Source organism: Xanthobacter sp. SG618 (assembly GCF_012932745.1).
Taxonomy (GTDB): Bacteria; Pseudomonadota; Alphaproteobacteria; order Rhizobiales; family Xanthobacteraceae; genus Xanthobacter; species Xanthobacter flavus.
On sequence record NZ_JABBHL010000001.1, the window covers coordinates 320,660 to 339,495 of the forward strand.

The 18,836-nt window shown below is 66.6% G+C and carries 20 protein-coding genes; 5 read left to right on the plus strand and 15 right to left on the minus strand.

Annotated elements, in window-relative coordinates; all coding sequences use genetic code 11:
- The first annotated feature begins 19 nt into the window (after positions 1–19).
- Both FHT36_RS01560 and FHT36_RS01565 read left to right on the plus strand, forming a co-directional pair.
- Positions 20–1,120 (plus strand): branched-chain amino acid ABC transporter substrate-binding protein, encoded by a 1,101-nt coding sequence (locus FHT36_RS01560; protein ID WP_169120516.1) that lies wholly within the window; start codon positions 20–22, stop codon positions 1,118–1,120.
- 68 nt (positions 1,121–1,188) lie between these two features.
- A complete protein-coding gene (locus tag FHT36_RS01565; protein WP_169120518.1) occupies positions 1,189–1,602 on the plus strand; it encodes a rhodanese-like domain-containing protein in 414 nt (137 codons plus the stop codon).
- Here FHT36_RS01565 and FHT36_RS01570 read toward each other — a convergent pair.
- From FHT36_RS01570 to FHT36_RS01630, 13 genes are all read right to left on the minus strand, one after another.
- The gene (locus FHT36_RS01570; protein ID WP_169120520.1) at positions 1,584–2,042 is read right to left on the minus strand and encodes a type II toxin-antitoxin system RatA family toxin; all 459 of its coding nucleotides are present in this window, start codon (positions 2,040–2,042) and stop codon (positions 1,584–1,586) included. The genes FHT36_RS01565 and FHT36_RS01570 overlap by 19 nt on opposite strands.
- Position 2,043: 1 nt before the next feature.
- Positions 2,044–2,997, minus strand: a complete 954-nt coding sequence (gene lipA / locus FHT36_RS01575) for a lipoyl synthase (RefSeq protein ID WP_169120522.1) — start codon at positions 2,995–2,997, stop codon at positions 2,044–2,046.
- Positions 2,998–3,121: 124 nt separating this feature from the next.
- A complete protein-coding gene (locus FHT36_RS01580) occupies positions 3,122–3,400 on the minus strand; it encodes a GlsB/YeaQ/YmgE family stress response membrane protein (protein WP_024279094.1) in 279 nt (92 codons plus the stop codon).
- A gap of 21 nt (positions 3,401–3,421) precedes the next feature.
- Positions 3,422–3,859, minus strand: a complete 438-nt coding sequence (locus tag FHT36_RS01585) for a hypothetical protein (protein WP_169120524.1) — start codon at positions 3,857–3,859, stop codon at positions 3,422–3,424.
- Positions 3,860–3,962: 103 nt separating this feature from the next.
- Positions 3,963–5,378: a dihydrolipoyl dehydrogenase gene (gene lpdA / locus FHT36_RS01590; protein WP_169120526.1), complete on the minus strand. Its 1,416-nt coding sequence runs from the start codon at positions 5,376–5,378 to the stop codon at positions 3,963–3,965.
- Complete coding sequence (locus FHT36_RS01595; protein WP_169120528.1) at positions 5,371–6,006, minus strand: nucleoside 2-deoxyribosyltransferase; 636 nt, start codon at positions 6,004–6,006, stop codon at positions 5,371–5,373. Before FHT36_RS01595 ends, lpdA begins: the two co-directional genes overlap by 8 nt.
- A gap of 112 nt (positions 6,007–6,118) precedes the next feature.
- Entirely contained in the window at positions 6,119–6,355 is a 237-nt protein-coding gene (locus FHT36_RS01600; RefSeq protein ID WP_169120530.1) for a YdcH family protein, read from the minus strand.
- 146 nt (positions 6,356–6,501) lie between these two features.
- On the minus strand, positions 6,502–7,863 hold the full coding sequence (locus FHT36_RS01605; RefSeq protein WP_169120532.1) for a pyruvate dehydrogenase complex dihydrolipoamide acetyltransferase: 1,362 nt from the start codon (positions 7,861–7,863) through the stop codon (positions 6,502–6,504).
- Positions 7,864–7,894: 31 nt separating this feature from the next.
- Positions 7,895–8,602 (minus strand): class I SAM-dependent methyltransferase, encoded by a 708-nt coding sequence (locus FHT36_RS01610; protein ID WP_169120534.1) that lies wholly within the window; start codon positions 8,600–8,602, stop codon positions 7,895–7,897.
- A complete protein-coding gene (locus tag FHT36_RS01615) occupies positions 8,599–9,990 on the minus strand; it encodes a pyruvate dehydrogenase complex E1 component subunit beta (protein ID WP_169120536.1) in 1,392 nt (463 codons plus the stop codon). Before FHT36_RS01615 ends, FHT36_RS01610 begins: the two co-directional genes overlap by 4 nt.
- Before the next feature lie 5 nt (positions 9,991–9,995).
- Entirely contained in the window at positions 9,996–10,352 is a 357-nt protein-coding gene (locus FHT36_RS01620) for a hypothetical protein (RefSeq protein ID WP_169120538.1), read from the minus strand.
- Positions 10,353–10,362: 10 nt separating this feature from the next.
- The gene (gene pdhA, locus FHT36_RS01625) at positions 10,363–11,379 is read right to left on the minus strand and encodes a pyruvate dehydrogenase (acetyl-transferring) E1 component subunit alpha (protein WP_371745092.1); all 1,017 of its coding nucleotides are present in this window, start codon (positions 11,377–11,379) and stop codon (positions 10,363–10,365) included.
- A 155-nt stretch (positions 11,380–11,534) separates the two neighbouring features.
- On the minus strand, positions 11,535–11,849 hold the full coding sequence (locus FHT36_RS01630) for a septum formation initiator family protein (protein WP_169120542.1): 315 nt from the start codon (positions 11,847–11,849) through the stop codon (positions 11,535–11,537).
- A 124-nt stretch (positions 11,850–11,973) separates the two neighbouring features.
- On the opposite strand from FHT36_RS01630, the gene recO reads away from it, so the two are divergent.
- Entirely contained in the window at positions 11,974–12,708 is a 735-nt protein-coding gene (gene recO / locus FHT36_RS01635; RefSeq protein WP_169120544.1) for a DNA repair protein RecO, read from the plus strand.
- Here recO and FHT36_RS01640 read toward each other — a convergent pair.
- Positions 12,693–12,944 (minus strand): hypothetical protein, encoded by a 252-nt coding sequence (locus tag FHT36_RS01640; RefSeq protein ID WP_169120546.1) that lies wholly within the window; start codon positions 12,942–12,944, stop codon positions 12,693–12,695. The two genes, recO and FHT36_RS01640, sit on opposite strands and share 16 nt — an antisense overlap.
- Positions 12,945–13,238: 294 nt before the next feature.
- Between FHT36_RS01640 and parC the strand changes: the two genes are divergently transcribed.
- The gene (gene parC / locus FHT36_RS01645; protein WP_169120548.1) at positions 13,239–15,476 is read left to right on the plus strand and encodes a DNA topoisomerase IV subunit A; all 2,238 of its coding nucleotides are present in this window, start codon (positions 13,239–13,241) and stop codon (positions 15,474–15,476) included.
- 3 nt (positions 15,477–15,479) lie between these two features.
- Positions 15,480–17,276, plus strand: coding sequence for a chloride channel protein (locus tag FHT36_RS01650; protein ID WP_169120550.1), 1,797 nt, complete (start codon positions 15,480–15,482; stop codon positions 17,274–17,276).
- A gap of 15 nt (positions 17,277–17,291) precedes the next feature.
- Here FHT36_RS01650 and FHT36_RS01655 read toward each other — a convergent pair whose 3' ends face one another.
- On the minus strand, positions 17,292–18,779 hold the full coding sequence (locus FHT36_RS01655; protein WP_169120559.1) for a sensor domain-containing diguanylate cyclase: 1,488 nt from the start codon (positions 18,777–18,779) through the stop codon (positions 17,292–17,294).
- Positions 18,780–18,836: the final 57 nt, after the last annotated feature.

The following is an 18,836-nucleotide window of genomic DNA, read 5'->3' on the forward strand; positions in this document are numbered from 1 at the left end:
TCATTTCGAGGGGATCGGGATGAACAGGCTTTCCTTCGCCGCGCTCGCCGTCTGCGCCGGCCTCGTCCTCGCGCCGCCCGCCCACGCGGATGTGAAGCTCGGGGCTGCCGGGCCGCTCACCGGCTCCATCGCCGCCTTCGGCACGCAGATGAAGACCGGTGTCGAGCAGGCGGTGGCCGACATCAACGCCGCCGGCGGCATCAACGGCCAGAAGATCGTGCTGCTGGTGGCCGACGACGGCGGCAAGCCCGAGCAGGGCGTGGCGGCGGCCAACAAGCTGATCACCGACGGCGCGACCTTCGTCATCGGCCACGTCAATTCCGGCATCTCTATCGCCGCCTCGTCGGACTATGCCGAGGCCGGCGTGCTGCAGATCAGCCCCGCTTCCACCAACCCCGCTTATACCGAGCGCAAGCTCTGGAACACCTTCCGCACCGCCGGCCGCGACGACCAGCAGGGGCCGGTGGCGGGCGCCTTCCTCGCCGAGAAGTTCAAGGACGGCAAGATCGCCATCGTCCACGACAAGTCGCCCTACGGAAAGGGCCTCGCCGACGAGACGCAGAAGGCCCTCAACAAGGCCGGCGTGAAGGAAGTGATGTATGAGGGCATCAACCCCGGCGAGAAGGATTATTCGGCCCTCGTCTCCAAGATGAAGGCGGCCGGCGTCGACGTGATCTATTTCGGCGGCCTGCACCCCGAGGCCGGCCTGATCGTGCGGCAGATGCGCGACCAGGGCCTGAAGACCGTGCTCATGGGCGGCGACGCGCTGGCCGACAAGGAATACTGGAACATCGCCGGCACCGGCGGCACCGGCACGCTGATGACCTTCGGCCCCGACCCGCGCAAGAATCCGGCGGCCAAGGGCATCGTGGAGGCCATGACCGCCAAGGGGATCGATGCCGAGGGCTACGTGCTCTATTCCTATGCCGGCGTGCAGGTCATCAAGCAGGCGGCCGAGGCGGCGAAATCCCTCGACCCCAAGAAGGTCGCCGCGCAGATCCATTCCGGCATGACCTTCCAGACGGTGCTCGGCCCGCTCTCCTTCGACAAGAAGGGCGACATCACCAAGCCCGACTTCGTGGTCTATGAGTGGAAGGACGGCGCCTACAGCGAGCTGTAGGCGCCCTGTTTCCTTCTCCCCTCGCGGGAGCGGGGAGAAAAGGCCCTGAGCCATAACGGAGGACGCCCATGCCCCAGACCATCACCCGCGGCTACAAGGCCCTCCTCGCCGAGGCGAACGCTAAGATCGAAACCGTGACGCCGCAGGAGGCGCTGCGCCGCGCCGGCGAGGGTGCGCTGCTGGTGGACCTGCGCGACCCGCGCGAACTGGAGCGCGATGGCCGCGTGCCCGGCGCGTTCCATTGCCCGCGCGGCATGCTGGAATTCTGGATCGACCCGGAAAGCCCCTATTTCAAGCCGGTGTTCGGCGAGGACCGGGCCTTCGTCTTCTTCTGCGCCGGCGGCTGGCGCTCCGCGCTTTCGGCCGCGACGGCGCAGGACATGGGGCTGAATCCGGTGGCCCATGTGGAAGGTGGCTTCAAGGCGCTGCGCGAGGCCGGCGCGCCGGTGGAGGTGCCGTCCGCCTACCCGACCGTCCTGTAGACCTCGTCCGCCCGCTTCTCGAAGGCATCGGCGAAACGGCGGAAGGCGGCGTCGAACATGGCGCCCATGAGCATGCCCAGCGTGCGCGAGCGGAATTCGTAGGAGATGAAGAACTTCACGTCGCACGCCGCGTCGCCCTGGGGGATGAACTCCCAGCGGTTATCGAGCCGGCTGAACGGGCCGTCGAGATATTCCACGTGGATGGTGAGGCGGGGCCGATCCAGCGTCACCCGAGACGTGAAGGTCTCGCGGATGAGCTTGTAGGCGACCGTCATGTCCGCCACGAGGATTTCCACGCCCTCGTCGGACTTGGTGCGGCGCTTCACACGGAGCGCCTGGCAGAGCGGCACGAACTCGGGATAGTGCTCGACGTCCGCCACCAGGTCGAACATGTCGGGGGCGGAGTGCCTGACGCGCCGGCTGTTGGAGAAGGAGGGCACGTCAGGCCCGTCCGAGCCGCGCCGCGCGGTTCGCGCGCAGCTTCTCGAAATCGTCGCCCGCATGGTGGGACGAGCGGGTGAGCGGGCTCGCCGAGACCATCAGGAAGCCCTTGGCGTAGGCGACCGTCTCATAGGCCTTGAACTCGTCCGGCGTCACGAAGCGCTCCACCTTGTGGTGCTTGCGGGTGGGCTGGAGATACTGGCCGATGGTGATGAAGTCCACGTCCGCCGAACGCAGGTCGTCCATGAGTTGGAGCACCTCGGGGCGTTCCTCGCCGAGGCCGACCATGATGCCGGACTTGGTGAAGATGGACGGGTCCAGCTCCTTCACCTTCTGCAGCAGGCGCAGCGAATGGAAATAGCGGGCGCCCGGGCGCACCGAGAGATAGCGCGAGGGCACCGTCTCCAGATTGTGGTTGAACACGTCGGGCCGGGCCGCGACCACCACTTCCAACGCCCCGTCCTTGCGCAGGAAGTCGGGGGTCAGGATCTCGATGGTGGTGGACGGGCTCGCCTTGCGGATGGCGGCGATCGTGCGGGCGAAGTGCTCGGCACCGCCATCGGCGAGGTCGTCGCGGTCCACCGAGGTGATGACGGCGTGGGAGAGGCCGAGCTTGGCGATGGAATCCGCCACCTTCTGCGGCTCGTCCCGGTCGAGGGCGTCGGGCAGGCCGGTGCGCACGTTGCAGAAGGCGCAGGCGCGGGTGCAGGTGTCGCCCATGATCATGAAGGTGGCGTGCTTCTTCTCCCAGCACTCACCGATATTGGGGCAGCCCGCCTCCTCGCACACGGTGACGAGCCCGTGCTCCTTCACGATACCAGCGGTCTTGGACCAGCCGGCCGAGCCCGGCGCCTTCACCCGGATCCAGTCCGGCTTGCGCAGCACCTCGGTTTCCGGCCGATGCGCCTTCTCCGGATGGCGGGGCCGTTCCCGCGTGTCGATCACCGTGACCATGTGCGAACTTCCATACCCGGCAGCGCGCCGTTTCGGCGCCTGCATCCTTGCAACATAGTGCCCCGCGCCGCCGCCCGGAAGGGACGGCGCCGCAGGGCCGGCATACCCCAGCGCGGACCTTCCGTCAGCGCGACCTGATCGCCCGCCACACCCAGAGCAGGATGATGGCACCGACGATGGCGGCGATCAGCGTGCGGAAGAAGCCATGCACCGGCACGTTCAGCACACCGGCCAGCTTGTCGCCGATGAAGGCGCCGGCCACGCCGACGATGAGGTTCGTCAGCAGGCCGTGATTGCTCGCGGTCACCCGCTCCGCCACCCATCCGGCGATGACGCCGATGATGATGAGCGAGAAGAAGCCGACCCCCGGCTGGCTCAGGAAGGCATAGGTCTGCTGGTCCATGATGGTCCCCTTGATCCGGCTCTACTTCCCCGTCCCGTCCTTGCCCGCGATTTCTTGCCAAACGACACCGGCAACGGCAAAGACAGCACCAGTGAGAAAGAATAATGGCACGCCAACGGCGGTGCCAAATGCGGCGATCCCGGCACCCTGGAAGCCAAAAAACAACACACCAGCGGCTGCCCCACCTAGACCCAGCTTCATCGCCGGCCCGCGGCCATCCCAGGCATGACGCCGCGCATAAGATCCCAGAGCCCTCAGTAATGGAAGAATAGTCTTAGATGAATAGGTGACAGTCATTGCCTTTTTAGATTTTTGAAAGGCAGATGCGTCTGATTTGTATATCTCAATAATCGCCTTTGACCACAGCCTGAGATTTTCCCTCTCCTCGGCGGAGGAATTTTCAAGCATGCGCCTCACGGCAGATCGGGTCTTCGATTCTTCAAAGCGCTCTTCTGCCATAGCAACTTCTCGCAAGGTGAGGTTGCAATGACTTCTGCCTTATCCCGCCCTCCCCCGCAAGCGGGAGAGGGGTCACCACGCAGCCGATCCGCGCCGCCCAACCTCACACGTGGATCGCGCGCCCGTAGGCCGCCATGACGCTCTCGTGCATCATTTCGGACAGGGTCGGGTGCGGGAAGACGGCGTGGATCAGGTCTTCCTCGGTGGTCTCCAGATTCATGGCCACCACGAAGCCCTGGATCAGTTCGGTCACTTCCGCACCCACCATGTGGGCGCCCAGCAACTCGCCGGTCTTGGCGTCGAAGATGGTCTTCACGAGGCCGTCCGGCTCGCCGAGGGCGATGGCCTTGCCATTGCCGATGAAGGGGAAGCGGCCGACCTTGATCTCGCGGCCGGCTTCCTTCGCCTTTTTCTCGGTGAGGCCCACGGAGGCGATCTGCGGCGTGCAATAGGTGCAGCCGGGGATCTTGTTCTTGTCCATGGGGTGGGTGTGGAGGCCCTTGATGGTCTCCACGCAGATCACGCCTTCATGCTCGGCCTTGTGCGCCAGCATGGGTGGGCCGGCGATGTCGCCGATGGCATAGACGCCGGGCACGTTGGTGCGGCCGAGGCCGTCGGTCACCACGATGCCGCGCTCGATCTTCACGCCGATGGCCTCGAGCCCGAGGCCCTCCACATTGCCCACCACGCCCACGGCCGAGATCATCCGGTCCACGGTGATGTCGTGCTTGGTGCCCTTCGCATCCTCGATATGCGCCGTGAGACTGTCCGCGTGCTTGGTCACGCCCGTGACCTTGGCGCCGGACATGATCTTCATGCCCTGCTTCTCGAAGCGCTTGCGGGCGATGGCGGCGATTTCCTCGTCCTCCACGGGGAGGATCTGCGGCAGCACCTCAACCACGGTCACGTCCACGCCCATGGTGCGGTAGAAGGAGGCGAACTCGATGCCGATGGCGCCGGAGCCCATGACCAGCAGGCTCTTGGGCATCTTTTCCGGCACCATGGCCTCGAAATAGGTCCAGATCAGCTTCTTGTCGGGCTCAAGACCGGGCAGGGCGCGCGGGCGGGCGCCGGTGGCGACGATGATGTGCTTGGCGGTGTAGTCGCCGCCGCCCTTGGCATTCTTGGGCGGGTTCTGCGCCGCCTCGACCTTCAGCTTGCCAGGGGCGGTGAAGGCGGCCTTGCCCCAGATCACGTCCACCTTGTTCTTGTTGAGCAGGAAGCCCACGCCGGTGGCGAGCTGGGAGGAGACGCCGCGCGAGCGCTTGACCACGGCAGCCGCATCGAAGCCGATCTTCTCGGCGGAGAGACCGTAATCCTTGGCGTGCTCCATGTAGTGGTAGATCTCGGCGGAGCGCAGCAGCGCCTTGGTGGGGATGCAGCCCCAGTTCAGGCAGATGCCGCCGAGGTGGCTCTTCTCCACCACCGCGGTCTTGAAGCCGAGCTGCGCCGCGCGGATGGCGGCCACATAGCCGCCCGGCCCGCCGCCGATGACGATGATGTCGTAGGTATCAGCCATGGAAGGTCTCCTCGCCGCGCGCTGTTGCGGCGGGCTCTGGTCGTGATGGGGATCGGGGCGTCCCGAGGCGGCCGCCAGCGTGGGCTTCGGCGAGGCGCAAAAGCGCCTCCTCGAACAGGGAAAGGTCGCGGAAGGGATCCTCGGCCGGAGCTTCGGCCTGGATTACCGGCAGGCAGAAGGCATGCAGCGCCTCGGCCAGCATGAGATTGTCGAAATGGCCGAAGTCCTCAACATGGAGGCCGTCCGCCATGAGGCTGTCCGGCCCCTCCGGCGCGGGACCGATAGTGGCGCGGGCGCGGTGCTTCAGCTCGCCGGGATGATTGGAATAGGCCGCCACCGGCTTGCCGAGGGCGAAGGCGAATCCCACCTCGAAGGCGGTGCCGGGATCGGCGCTGATGCCGCGAAACGGCGTGAGGTTGGCGAGCACCGCGTCGGCGGTCCGCATCATGCTCACATTGGCGGCGAAGATCGCGGAGGCGGAAACCCCGCCCGCCGCATCGAGGGCGATCTCGCCATCGAGGGGAAACAGGCCCGTGAAACCGTGGCGGGCGCACAGCTCCACCTTGCGCCGGCCGATCTCGCGCGCATCGTCGAGGAACACCTCCGGGCCGGCGAGATAGAGCTTCATCGGGTGGGCGTGTCCTTCCGTTCCCCGTTCGATCCCTCCCCCGCGGGCGGGAGAGGGGTCAGGCTGCACCGGGGCGGGAATCCAGCCCCGTCATCACCTCACTTGGCGAGCCTCACTTGGCGAGGATGGCGTAAAGCTCATCCTTGAGGCGCATGCGCTCGCGGCGCATGGCTTCCATCTCTTCGTCGCCGGTGGGCTCCACGTCGGTCTCGGCCCGGTGCACCTTCCGGTTCACCTCGTGATAGGCCTCGTGGAGCTTGGCGAAATGAGCGTCTGAGAGCTTCAGGGCCTGGATCTTCTCGGCATATTCCGGGAAGTCGGCGGCGAGCTCGTGCGGCGTGTGGCTCATTGTTGTTCCTTTCTCGGGTCGAACGGCGCGGGCGCCGCTGCCCCGCAGCTACACTGCTCCGCTGCGGCAGGATTTGATCTGCCGCAGCCCGGTCCCGCCGGCGGAGGCGCTGGCCTCGCGCCGGCGAAGTCGCGTCAGCTGCGACCTCAGACCAGCATCGCCATGGGCTTCTCGATGAAGCCCTTGAACGCGCTGAGGAGTTCTGCGCCGAGCGCGCCGTCCATCACCCGGTGGTCGCAGGTCATGGTGACGGTCATCTGGGTGACGACCTTCACCTCGCCGCCCTTCACCACCGCCCGCTGCTCCGAAGCGCCCACCGCGAGGATGGAGGACTGCGGCGCGTTGATGATCGCGGTGAAGTTGCGCATCCCCATCATGCCGAGGTTCGACACGGAGGTGGAGCCGCCGGAATATTCCTCCGGCTTGAGCTTCTTGGTGCGGGCGCGGGCGGCCAGATCACGCATCTCGTTGGAGATGGTGGAGAGGGTCTTCTGCTCGGCCTTCTTCACGATGGGCGCATAGAGGCCACCATCGATGGCGACCGCGACGCCCACGTCCGAATGCTTCATGCGCAGGATGCGGTCCTCGGCCCACACGGCGTTGGCCGCCGGCACCTTCTGGAGCGCGAGCGCCAGCGCCTTGATGATGAAGTCGTTGACCGAGACGCGGTAGGACGGCTTGCCGTCCTTGTCCTTCGACGCATTGGCATTGACCTGCTCGCGCAGGGCCATGAGGTCGTCGAGGTCGCAATCCACCGTCAGGTAGAAGTGCGGGGTGAGCTGCTCGCTCTCCACCAGACGGCGCGCGATGGTCTTGCGCATGCCGTCGAGCTGCACTTCCTCGTAGGTGCCGGCCTCGAACATGGCCTTCACCTGATCCGCCGTGGGACCGGTGAGCGCGGCCGTCGCCTTGGGGGCGGGACCCGCAGCCGCAGGGGCCGGAGCCACAGCAGCCGCCTGAGCGGGCGCCGCCGCCGGCTTCGCGCCGGGCTGGGCGCCTTCGAGGTCGCGGGCGACGATGCGGCCGTGCGGGCCGGAACCCGACAGGCTGGCGAGGTCGATGCCCTTGTCCTTGGCGATCCGGCGGGCGAGCGGCGAGGCGAACACACGCCCACCCTGCCCGTTCGATGCCGGAGCCGGCGCCGCCGCCGCAGGGGCGGGAGCGGCCGCAGGAGCCGGGCTCGCAGCAGGAGCAGCCGCGGCAGGCGCGGGAGCAGCGGCCGGGGCCGGAGCGCCCTTGCCGGCGGCAGCGGTCGCCACGTCCTCACCCTCGGCGGCGAGGATGGCGATGAGCTGGTTCACCGGCACGTCCTGCGAGCCTTCCGGCACGAGGATCTTGGCGAGCACACCTTCGTCGATGGACTCGACTTCCATGGTGGCCTTGTCGGTCTCGATCTCGGCCAGCACGTCGCCGGACTTGACCGTGTCGCCTTCCTTCTTGAGCCACTTGGCGAGGTTGCCCTTCTCCATGGTGGGAGACAGGGCCGGCATCAGGATTTCGATGGGCATCTTCTTGGCCTTTCGAAAAAAGCAAAAACCCTCAGCGACGCCGGACGAAGGCGAGCATCTGCTGCTGGCGGGGATGGGACCAGTCGCCGATGATCTTCATCTCCCAATTGGGATCGCCGGCGAGCGCCGTGGAAAGCTGTGCCTGGGTATAGTGGTACGGGTCCTTGTCCGGGAACGTCACCACCCCACCCTTGCCCTGCTTCACCTGCTGCCCGAACTTGCGGTCGGGCACGAGGAAGCAGGTCACGAAGAAGATACCTCCGGGCACGAAATGGGGGGCGACCCGGGCGAGGCAGTCGACCAGATACGGCATCGGCAGGTGACTGAAGACTGACTGGGCGATTCCCATGTCAAACTGCACACCGAACCCACCGATATCGAAGCTGTCAGACACACTCAGGTGGTCGCGCGGCAGCTTGGCATCGAGCCCCGCCGGGACGATCTCCTGGGCGTATCCGGCCTCCAGCAGATCGCCGCTGAGGTCGATACCGTAGTACCGGTCGGCATCGAGATAGGCGACGAACTTGACCCCGCCGCGCAGGCTGCCGCAGCCGATGTCCACCAGCCGGTGGTGCGGCTTAAGCCCCTGCTTCACAAGGAAATCCCGCTGCAGCCGGCCGACCTCTTCCCAGAGGCCGCCGATGACTTCGCGGTGCTGTCCCTGCTGCACGTGGCGCGCCACGTGATCGAGGTCGTAATAGGTGGTCGGAGCGGTTTCCGACCGCTTTCCGGCGGTCATTTGTAGGTCACCGCCTTGACCGCCTCGATCACCTCCGCAACCGACGGCAGCGCAAGCTTTTCGAGGTTGGCGGCATACGGCATCGGCACATCCTTGCCGGTGACGCGCAGGACCGGAGCGTCAAGGAAATCAAAGGCCTTGTCCATGAGCTGGGCGGCGATCTCAGCGCCGATGCCCGACTGCGGCCAGCCCTCTTCCACCGTGACGCAGCGGCCGGTCTTCTTCACCGAGGTAACGATGGCCTCCACGTCCATGGGGCGGATGGTGCGCAGGTCGATGACCTCCGCCTCGATGCCCTGCTTCGCCAGTTCCTCGGCGGCCTTGAGCGCATAGGTCATGCCGATGGAGAAGGAGACGATCGTCACGTCCTTGCCCGACCGCGCGATCCGCGCCTTGCCGATGGGCAGCACGTAATCGTCGAGCTTCGGCACCTCGAACGAGTGACCGTAGAGGATCTCGTTCTCGAGGAAGATGATCGGGTTGGGGTCGCGGATGGCGGCCTTGAGCAGGCCCTTGGCGTCAGCCGCCGAATAAGGCGCGATGACCTTGAGGCCTGGCACGTTGGAATACCAGGCAGTGTAGTCCTGGCTGTGCTGGGCGGCGACGCGGGCGGCAGCGCCGTTGGGGCCGCGGAACACGATGGAGCAGTGGACCTGACCGCCGGACATATAGAGCGTCTTGGCGGCGGAGTTGATGATCTGGTCGATCGCCTGCATGGCGAAGTTGAAGGTCATGAACTCCACGATGGGCTTCAGTCCCGCCATGGCGGCGCCGACGCCGACACCGGCAAAGCCGTGCTCGGTGATCGGGGTATCGATCACGCGGCGGGCGCCAAATTCCTGCAGCAGGCCCTGGGTGATCTTGTAGGCACCCTGATACTCGGCCACTTCCTCGCCCATGACGAAGACATCGCCGTCGCGGCGCATCTCCTCGGCCATGGCGTCGCGCAGGGCCTCGCGGACAGTCTGGGTGACGAACTCGGTGCCGGCAGGCACTTCCGGATCGGGCTGCACGGTTACCTGCGGCGGGGCCGCAACAGCCGAGGGGGCCGGAGAGACAGGGGTGACAGGCGCCGCAGCGGCGACCGGGGACGGCGCGCTCTCAGCGGCCTTGGCCGCGGGGGCGGGCGCGGCATTCGCATCCTCACCGTCGGCCAGGATGGTGGCGATGGGCGTGTTCACCGCCACGTCCTGCGCGCCTTCCGGCACCAGGATCTTGCCGAGGATGCCCTCGTCGACGGCCTCCACCTCCATGGTGGCCTTGTCGGTCTCGATCTCGGCGAGCACGTCGCCGGACTTGACCGTGTCACCTTCCTTTTTCACCCACTTGGTGAGGTTGCCCTTCTCCATGGTGGGAGACAGGGCCGGCATGAGGACTTCGATGGCCATGGCTGTCAGCTCTTGCTCGGCGCGGGAGCGGGGACGGACGGCGTGGCGCCGGCCGGGGCCGCATGATCGCGCTTGAAGGTGAGGTTGGTGTAGGCGGAGATGGCCGCGATCGCGACGGTCAGGGAAACGAAGAAGGCGATGGCCGCCTTGCCGGAGCGCACCCGGTCCACATCCTCGGCGGCGCCGGAGCGGCCGACGGCGAACGGCCAGAAGGCGAGCAGGAGGTAGCTCCCCACGCCCACGGGGCGCCCGGTCGCCCGCTCGGCGGCGAGGGCGGCGCGGCCGCCGCGCACCGCGACGACCCAGGCACCGATGGCGGCGATGAGCGCCGCCCCGGCGATTACATGGAAGAGTTCGGCCACGGGCCGGGCCTCAGCGCAGGATGTCCGTGTAGAGCTCGGCGACATCCGGCTCCGGATCGCTGCTGGCGAAATCCGCCGCCGCATTGACGATCTCGCGGACGTCGGCGTCGATCTTCTTCAGATCGTCCTCGGTCACCTTGTGGCCGTCGAGGAGACGGGTGCGCACCTGCTCGATGGGATCATGCTCGGTGCGCATCTTCTGGACCTCCTCCTTGGACCGGTACTTCGCCGGGTCCGACATGGAGTGGCCGCGATAACGGTAGGTCTGCATCTCGAGGATGTAGGGGCCGTTGCCCTCGCGGGCGAAGGCCAGGGCCCGCTCGCCGGCGGCCTTCACCGCCTGCACGTCCATGCCATCCACCTGCTCGCCGGGAATATTGAAGGAGGTGCCGCGCTTGGAGAAGTCCTGCTGGGCGGAGGCGCGGGAGACCGCGGTGCCCATGGCGTACTTGTTGTTCTCGATCACATACACGACCGGCAGCTTCCACAGCTCGGCCATGTTGAAGCTCTCGTAGACCTGGCCCTGGTTGGCCGCACCGTCGCCGAAATAGGTGACGGAGACGTTGCCGTTCTCCCGGTAGCGGTCCGCGAAGGCGAGGCCGGTGCCGAGCGACACCTGCGCGCCGACGATGCCGTGGCCGCCGAAGAACTGCTTCTCGATGCTGAACATGTGCATCGAGCCGCCCTTGCCCTTGGAGAGGCCGCCGCGGCGGCCCGTCAGCTCGGCCATAACGCCCTTGGCGTCCATGCCGGTGGACAGCATGTGCCCGTGGTCACGGTAGCCGGTGATGACCTGGTCGCCCGGCTTCATCGCCATCTGCATGCCGACGACGACCGCTTCCTGGCCGATATAGAGGTGGCAGAAGCCGCCGATGAGGCCCATGCCGTACATCTGGCCGGCCTTCTCCTCGAAGCGGCGGATGAGCAGCATCTCGCGATAGGCTTCGAGGTCCTGATCCTTGGTGAAGGGTACCGGGCCGGACGGCACGGCGGTCCGGGGGGAAGTCTTCTTGGCGGCCATCGGCATCCTCAGGAAGCTCTGGAACTGCGCCTCTCTAACGCACAGCCGAGCCGCCTGAAAGCGGGAAATTTTCGATGCTGCAACGCAACACGTTGCAAACTCTTGTGGATCAAGGATTGAACTCGAATATGGTTCAAATGGTGTATGAACCACTTTATAGTTCATTTGGTGCGTAGCAGCACAAGATCCTTGGTGTTTATGAAGTTCAACTGCCGCCGCGCCTCCTCGTCCAGCAAGTCCGGATCGAGCTGGCTAGGGGCGAGAAGAGACACCTTGTTCTCCATCGCCTGCCGCTGCGCCTTGAGTGCGGCGAGGTCGGATTCGAGCGCCTTCATCTCCTGCTCGTAATTGCGACGGGCGAGGAGGCCGTGATCGCCGATATAGGCATGATAGGCGAAATAGCCAATGAGCGCCGCAGCCCCCACATGGAGGGCGAGCGTCGCAAGGATGGTCTGGAGGCGCGAGCGGCTTTGCATGGGCGCATCCTGCCGTTTTTAGGTTTCCGCCCTGTTAAGGCTGACGCTTCGGAGCGCTGGAGTTGCACCCGGCGCCATCCGCGCATCAACTGGGGGAGGAAGCACCACACGGGAGCGGAAGTCGTTGGAGTGGACGGACGAGGGCATCGTGCTTGGGGTCAGGCGGCACGGCGAAGGCAATGCCATCGTCGAATTGTTGACGCGCCAGCGGGGCCGCCATCTCGGCATGGTGCGCGGCGGTGGCTCGCGCCGGCTGGCGCCCGTCCTCCAGCCCGGCAATTCGGTGAGCGCCACGTGGCGCGCCCGACTCGATGAGCACATGGGCAATTATGCGCTGGAAGCTTCGGTGGTCCGTGCCGGGCTCCTGATGGAAGCCCCCCACGCGGCTTTCGGCTTCACCCATATGGCGCAGCTGCTGCACCTGCTGCCGGAGCGCGATCCCCACGAGGAGCTGTTCGTCACCCTCGGGGCCATTCTCGATGCGTTTGGGGAGGCAGACTCCGCCGGCATGCTGGTCGCGCGGTTCGAGCTGGCCATGCTGTCGGAGCTGGGATTCGGATTGGAATTGGAGACGTGCGCTGCGACCGGCCAGCGCGATGATCTCATCTATGTCTCTCCGAAGAGCGGACGGGCGGTGTGCCGCGAAGCCGGGGCGCCCTACAAGGATCGCCTGTTTCCTCTGCCGCCCTTTCTCCGGACCGGCGCACCACCCGCCATGGATGATGTGGAATCGGCGCTGGCGATCACCGGGCATTTCCTGCTGGTGCGGGCGCTGGAGCCGCGCGGGCTGGGCTTTTCAGAAGCCCGCGCGGCGTTCATCGCATCGTGGCGGCGAAGCGCCGATCACCAGCGATTGTAACGGGGCGCGACCCAGACGTTGCGGCAGCGCGTCACCCAATGCGGGCGCCCGTTCCACCAACGGCGCACCTGCCAGCAGCGCCGCACCCAGCGCACATCCTCGACCTTCGCCTGTTCATGGACGGCACCGGCAAAACTTCCCGCGCTGCCGGCAAGTGATCCCGCCGATGCAGAAGGCGCCGCACCAAGAAGCGCCAACGCAACGACTCCCCCCGCCGCAAGAGTTGCAACCTTCATGGACCCTTCTCCTCTTGATGCGAACGTAGAGAAGCGCTCGCAGATCAATGCTGAAACGTCGCAGGGGCGGGATTTTGTTCCGGGAGTGACATCTTAAGCGTGTGCTTCGCCGCAGATTGTGGCCTTCTCCGGTACATTCGTGCCGTATGACGCAGCGGCATGCCCCAGACTTGACGATCCGTTCAGTCTTGCGGCGAGATCGCGGCTCGGAAGGCAGCGGAACGCGGGGGACCGGAGGCGGCCGGGCCGGTGGCGCGGGCTTGTCGCGCGCTTGCGCGCGAGGTACTGCGGGGCATGGCCACCCGCACACTTCCGCCCGGCGACGGGAACATCGAGAAAGTCACGCTGAAGGAGGCGCTGGAAGAGCGCTACCTCGCCTATGCTCTCTCGACCATCATGCACCGCGCGCTGCCCGACGCGCGCGACGGATTGAAGCCTGTCCACCGGCGCATCCTCCACGCCATGCGGCAGTTGCGGCTCGATCCCGGGCAGGGCTTCAAGAAGTCCGCCCGCGTGGTCGGCGACGTGATCGGCAAGTTCCACCCGCACGGCGACCAGTCGGTCTATGACGCGCTGGTGCGCCTCGCCCAGGACTTCGCCCAGCGGTATCCGCTGGTGGATGGCCAGGGCAATTTCGGCAATGTCGACGGCGATAACGCCGCCGCCATGCGATACACGGAGGCCCGCCTCACCGAGACCGCCCGGTTGCTGCTGGATGGCATCGACGAGGACGCGGTGGATTTCCGCCCGACCTATGACGGATCGGAAGAAGAGCCGGCAGTTCTGCCCGCCGCCTTCCCGAACCTGCTGGCGAACGGCTCGCAGGGCATCGCCGTGGGCATGGCGACCTCCATCCCGCCCCACAATGCGGCGGAGCTGCTGGACGCCGCGCTCCACCTCATCGACCATCCGGAAGCGCTCGCCTTCGATCTGCTGAAGTTCGTGCCCGGCCCGGACTTCCCCACCGGCGGCGTGCTGGTGGAGGATCCGGTCGGCGTGGCGGAGGCCTATGCGACGGGCCGCGGTTCGTTCCGCGTCCGTGCGCGCTGGGAGAAGGAGGACACCGGCCGGGGCGGCTATGTGGTGGTGGTGACGGAGATCCCCTACGGCGTCGCCAAGTCCCGCCTCGTGGAGAAGATCGCCGAGCTGCTCACAGACAAGAAGCTGCCGCTGCTCGCCGACGTCCGCGACGAGAGCGCCGAGGACATCCGCCTGGTGCTGGAGCCGCGCACCCGGACCGTGGATGCCGAGGTGCTGATGGAGAGCCTGTTCAAGCTCACCGAGCTTGAGGCACGCATCCCGCTCAACATGAACGTGCTCGTCAAGGGCCAGATCCCCAAGGTGCTGTCGCTGGCCGAGGCGCTGCGCGAGTGGCTGGACCACCGCCGCGACGTGCTGCTGCGGCGCTCGCGCTACCGGCTCGACCAGATCGCCCACCGGCTCGAGGTGCTGGGCGGCTACCTCATCGCCTATCTCAACCTCGACGAGGTGATCCGCATCATCCGCGAGGAGGACGAGCCGAAGGTCTCGCTGATGCAGACCTTCGAGCTGACGGACGTGCAGGCGGAAGCCATCCTCAACATGCGACTGCGCTCCCTGCGCCGCCTGGAAGAGATGGAAATCCGCAAGGAGCACGACGCCCTTTCCAAGGAGCAAGACGGGCTCAACCGCCTCGTCTCCTCCGAGACGGCCCAGTGGAAGGCGATTTCCAAGGAAATCCGCGAGACCCGCAAGACCTATGGCCCCGAGACCGCGCTCGGCCGGCGCCGCACCACCTTCGCCGCCGCGCCGACCGTGCACGAGGACGCCTTCACCGAGGCGCTGGTGGAGCGCGAGCCCATCACCGTCGTCGTCTCCGCAAAGGGCTGGATCCGCGCGCTGAAGGGCCATGTGGCGGATGTCTCGAACCTCCAGTTCAAGGGCGACGACAGCCACGGCCACGCCTTTTTCGCGGAGACCACCTCCAAGGTCATGGTGTTCGCCTCCAACGGCCGCTTCTACACGCTGGACGCCTCCAAGCTCCCCGGCGGTCGTGGCCACGGCGAGCCCGTGCGCCTGATGATCGACCTGGAGCAGGAGGCGGAGATCGTCTCCGTCTTCGCCTACCAGGCCGGCCGCAAGCTCCTGGTGGCGTCGAAGCAGGGCCGCGGCTTCGTGGTGCCGGAGGACGACTGCCTCGCCAATACCCGCAAGGGCAAGCAGGTGCTCGTCACCGACCCGCCGGACGCCGCGCTTGCGGTGCGTTTCGTCGATGGCGACTGGGTGGCGGTGATCGGCGAGAACCGCAAGATGCTGGTGTTCCCGCTGAACCAGATCCCCGAAATGTCGCGCGGCCGCGGCGTGCGCCTCCAGCGCTACAAGGACGGGGGCCTCAGCGACCTCAAGGTGTTCCCGATGGCCACCGGCCTGACTTGGGAGGATACCTCTGGCCGGACCTGGACGGTGACCGATCTCATCGAATGGCAGGGCGAACGCGCCTCGGCGGGCCGTTTGCCGCCCAAGGGGTTCCCCCGCACCAATACGTTCGGCTGAGGCATGGACGCGCCCTCCCCCGAGACCGGGCGCGCACCGGCCCCCGCCGAGCGGGCGGCGCTCCGGCGCCTCGTCGATCAGGCGCAGTCCATCGTCCGGGCACGGGAGACCTCGCTCGTCCTCATCGCCGCGATCATGGGCGTGCTGGCCGGAGTTGCGGCCAGCATCATGAGCGCCACTACCCAGTGGATGCACGAGGTGCTCTACTGGCTGGCACCGGGCGAGCGCCTGTCCTCCTCCCCTGCCCTCGCCTCACCCTGGCTGATCCTCGTTCCCGTTGTGGGCGGCGCGGCGATGGGCGTGATCGCACTGGCGCTGAAACGCTGGCGCCGGCACCCTTTCGTCGATCCCATCGAGGCGAATGCGCTGCATGGCGGGCGGATGTCCCTCACGGACAGCATCATCGTCGCCCTGCAGACCATGGTGTCCAACGGCTTCGGCGCGTCGCTCGGGCTTGAGGCCGGCTATTCGCAGATCGGCTCGGGCATCGCCTCCCGGCTGGGACTGACCTTCAAGCTCCGGCGCAATGACCTGCGCATCCTCGTCGGCGCGGGCGCGGCGGCGGGCATAGGCGCGGCGTTCGATGCGCCGCTGATGGGCGCCTTCTACGGCTTCGAGATTGTCATCGGCTCTTATTCCATTCCCGCGGCGGCCCCGGTGCTCGCCGGAACGGTGTCGGCGGTGATGACCGCGCGGCTGCTCGGTGCCCATGTGGAGCCGCTGCACATGCCGCTCGACCCGAACCTCGGGCCGGTGGACATTCTCCCCATCCTGTTCCTCGGCCTCGCCGCGGCGGCGGTCGCCATCGTCATCATGCGCCTCGTGACGACGGTGGAGACGCTGTTCGGCATGAGCCGCATTCCCGCGCCACTGCGGCCCATGGTGGCCGGCATCGGCATCGGTGCGCTGGCACTCTACAGCCCGCAGGTGCTCTCCGATGGCCATGGCGCGCTTCATACCCAGGTGGGCAGCGCGGTGACGGCCTCCGTCGCCATCGTGTTCGGCCTGAAGATTCTCGCCTCCGCCCTCTCAATCGGCTCCGGCTTTCGCGGCGGCCTCTTCTTCGCCTCGCTGTTCCTCGGCGCGCTGATGGGCAAGCTCTATGGCGGGCTTCTGGCCATCGCCTTCCCGGGCTTCCACCTCGATCCATCGGTTGCTGCGGTTGTGGGCATGGGCGCGTTGGCGGTGGGCGTCATCGGCGGGCCGCTCACCATGAGCTTCCTCGTGCTGGAGATGACGCGGGACATCTCCCTCTCCGGCTTCGTGATGGCGGCGGCGGTCGTCACCTCCCTGACGGTTCGGGAAACCTTCGGCTACTCCTTCTCCACCTGGCGCCTGCACCTGCGCGGCGAGACCATCCGCGGCGCGCAGGACGTGGGCTGGATGCGCGATTTGACGGTCGCCAAGATGATGCGCACCGACTTCCCCACCTTCCCGCAGGACGGCACACTGGATGCCCTGCGGGCCCGCTACGCGCTGGGCTCGACCCGTATCGTCGTGCTGGTGGACGCGGCCGGCGGCTATGGCGGGCTGCTCCGCCTGTCCGAGGCCTATGCCAGCCTGGAGCCGGGCGAGACGGCGGTGTCCGTGCTCGCAACACAGCGCGACCACGTGCTGCTGCCTGCAATGAACGTCAAGGAAGCGGCCCTCGCCTTCGATGCCGCAAAGGCCGAGGACCTCGCGGTGGTGGACGACCGCGACAATCGCCATCTGCTGGGCCTCTTGGGCGAATCCCACGTCCTTAAGCGCTATGCGGCGGAGCTAGAGCGGGCGCGGCGGGGACTTGGCGCGGAAGACTGACGGGCCAGACGGACCTCAGGCGGCAAACGTCTCAAGCCGCGCCACGCGGTTTCTCCCGGCCCGCTTCGCCGTATAGAGGGCCGTATCGCTCCGAGCGATCAACTCCCCGGGTCCATCGTCCGCCCTCTGGACGGCGATGCCGACGCTGACCGTGATTTCGATGGCCAAACCATGGGTCATGACGGCGGTCGCGGCGACGCCCGCCCGAATGCGCTCGCCCACCAGTTCCGCCCCCGCCGCCGGCGTCTCCGGCAGGACGACGACAAATTCCTCCCCGCCATAGCGGCAGACGAAATCCCCCGGCCGGCATGCCGCGCGCTGGACCCGGTGGGCCACCTCGGCGAGCACGGCGTCTCCCACCGCGTGGCCATACGTGTCGTTCACCCGCTTGAAGTGATCGATGTCGATCATCAGCACCGCCAGCTCACGCCGCTCCCGCCGGGAACGCTGCATTTCCACGTCCAGCGTCAGATCGAGCGCCCGCCGGTTGGGCAGGCCGGTGAGAGAATCTGTGATCGCCATGCGTTCCAGCTGGCGCTCCATCTCCCGGCTGCGGCGCAGCGAGGTGGCGAGCGCCGAGACCGTCAGTGCGAGCAGGAGAGACACGGTTACTGTGAGCGCAAGGGTGATGGCCGCACGCAGATACCAGCCTCCGAACTGCCTGCGCTCGGAAAGACCCACTGTCACCGACAACGGGTATCCCCCGACATAGGCGGTCCGCAGGAAACGCCGTTCGCCATCGAGCCGGGATGTTTCCACCCACCAGCCATCAGCAGTACCTGCCCTCTCCGGGGGGCTTGGATCGGGGGGAACGCTGTCCCCCACATTGCCCCTTCCGTCCGTGGAGGGATAGCGCAGAACGACGGTGCCGTCGGACAGGGTCAGGCGGATGATCCCACCCGGCGGCAGCTTCACCCGCTCAAACAGCTGTCGAAAATAGATCAGGCGAATGGAGGCGACCGCGACGCCGGCGAATGAGCCGTCCGGGGCATTCAGCCTTTGGCTGATCCCGATTGCGGGGGCCGCGCTCGCGAGCCGGGAGACGAACGGCCGGCTGACATAGACTCCGGCGTTCGAGCTCTCCTGATGCACGCGGAAGTAGTCTCGATCGGCGAAGTTGCGTGCACTCAGGTCATCTTCAGCATCGTCGAAGAGGACATTGCCCTGCGCGTCCAGCACCAGCATGACGCCGAAGTCATTGGCATCACCCGCTCGACGAAACAGCACGCGTTGACGCAGCCCCGCAGGAAGCTCCATCAACGTGGACTCGCGCAGCGCCTCAGCCAACCCGGTCAGGCTCGATTCAACCAGAAGGAAGTCGCGCTCTATCGCTCCCGCGAGCACAGAGATTGTGTTCGCCGTATAGCGCTCGCCGTCGCGCCAGGTTTCCTGATAGGAGCGCCACAATGCAAAGGACTGCATCCCCACAATGGCGAGGATCAGTGCACTCGTGACAAACCGGAGCAGACGGCCAGAGGAGAGGTGTCTGAGAACCTTGTCCATCGGCCTTACCTAGGCCTTAGCTATACCATCAAAGGCATCGCGTTATTAGCCGGAATC

Excerpts from the sequence above, each read along its gene's own strand:
- FHT36_RS01560 (WP_169120516.1), top strand. The coding sequence starts at position 20 with ATGAACAGGCTTTCCTTCGCCGCGCTCGCCGTCTGCGCCGGCCTCGTC.
- FHT36_RS01565 (WP_169120518.1), top strand. The coding sequence starts at position 1,189 with ATGCCCCAGACCATCACCCGCGGCTACAAGGCCCTCCTCGCCGAGGCG.
- lipA (WP_169120522.1), bottom strand. The coding sequence starts at position 2,997 with ATGGTCACGGTGATCGACACGCGGGAACGGCCCCGCCATCCGGAGAAG.
- FHT36_RS01580 (WP_024279094.1), bottom strand. The coding sequence starts at position 3,400 with ATGGACCAGCAGACCTATGCCTTCCTGAGCCAGCCGGGGGTCGGCTTC.
- FHT36_RS01585 (WP_169120524.1), bottom strand. The coding sequence starts at position 3,859 with ATGGCAGAAGAGCGCTTTGAAGAATCGAAGACCCGATCTGCCGTGAGG.
- lpdA (WP_169120526.1), bottom strand. The coding sequence starts at position 5,378 with ATGGCTGATACCTACGACATCATCGTCATCGGCGGCGGGCCGGGCGGC.
- FHT36_RS01595 (WP_169120528.1), bottom strand. The coding sequence starts at position 6,006 with ATGAAGCTCTATCTCGCCGGCCCGGAGGTGTTCCTCGACGATGCGCGC.
- FHT36_RS01600 (WP_169120530.1), bottom strand. The coding sequence starts at position 6,355 with ATGAGCCACACGCCGCACGAGCTCGCCGCCGACTTCCCGGAATATGCC.
- FHT36_RS01605 (WP_169120532.1), bottom strand. The coding sequence starts at position 7,863 with ATGCCCATCGAAATCCTGATGCCGGCCCTGTCTCCCACCATGGAGAAG.
- FHT36_RS01610 (WP_169120534.1), bottom strand. The coding sequence starts at position 8,602 with ATGACCGCCGGAAAGCGGTCGGAAACCGCTCCGACCACCTATTACGAC.
- FHT36_RS01615 (WP_169120536.1), bottom strand. The coding sequence starts at position 9,990 with ATGGCCATCGAAGTCCTCATGCCGGCCCTGTCTCCCACCATGGAGAAG.
- pdhA (WP_371745092.1), bottom strand. The coding sequence starts at position 11,379 with ATGCCGATGGCCGCCAAGAAGACTTCCCCCCGGACCGCCGTGCCGTCC.
- FHT36_RS01630 (WP_169120542.1), bottom strand. The coding sequence starts at position 11,849 with ATGCAAAGCCGCTCGCGCCTCCAGACCATCCTTGCGACGCTCGCCCTC.
- FHT36_RS01640 (WP_169120546.1), bottom strand. The coding sequence starts at position 12,944 with ATGAAGGTTGCAACTCTTGCGGCGGGGGGAGTCGTTGCGTTGGCGCTT.
- parC (WP_169120548.1), top strand. The coding sequence starts at position 13,239 with ATGGCCACCCGCACACTTCCGCCCGGCGACGGGAACATCGAGAAAGTC.
- FHT36_RS01650 (WP_169120550.1), top strand. The coding sequence starts at position 15,480 with ATGGACGCGCCCTCCCCCGAGACCGGGCGCGCACCGGCCCCCGCCGAG.
- FHT36_RS01655 (WP_169120559.1), bottom strand. The coding sequence starts at position 18,779 with ATGGACAAGGTTCTCAGACACCTCTCCTCTGGCCGTCTGCTCCGGTTT.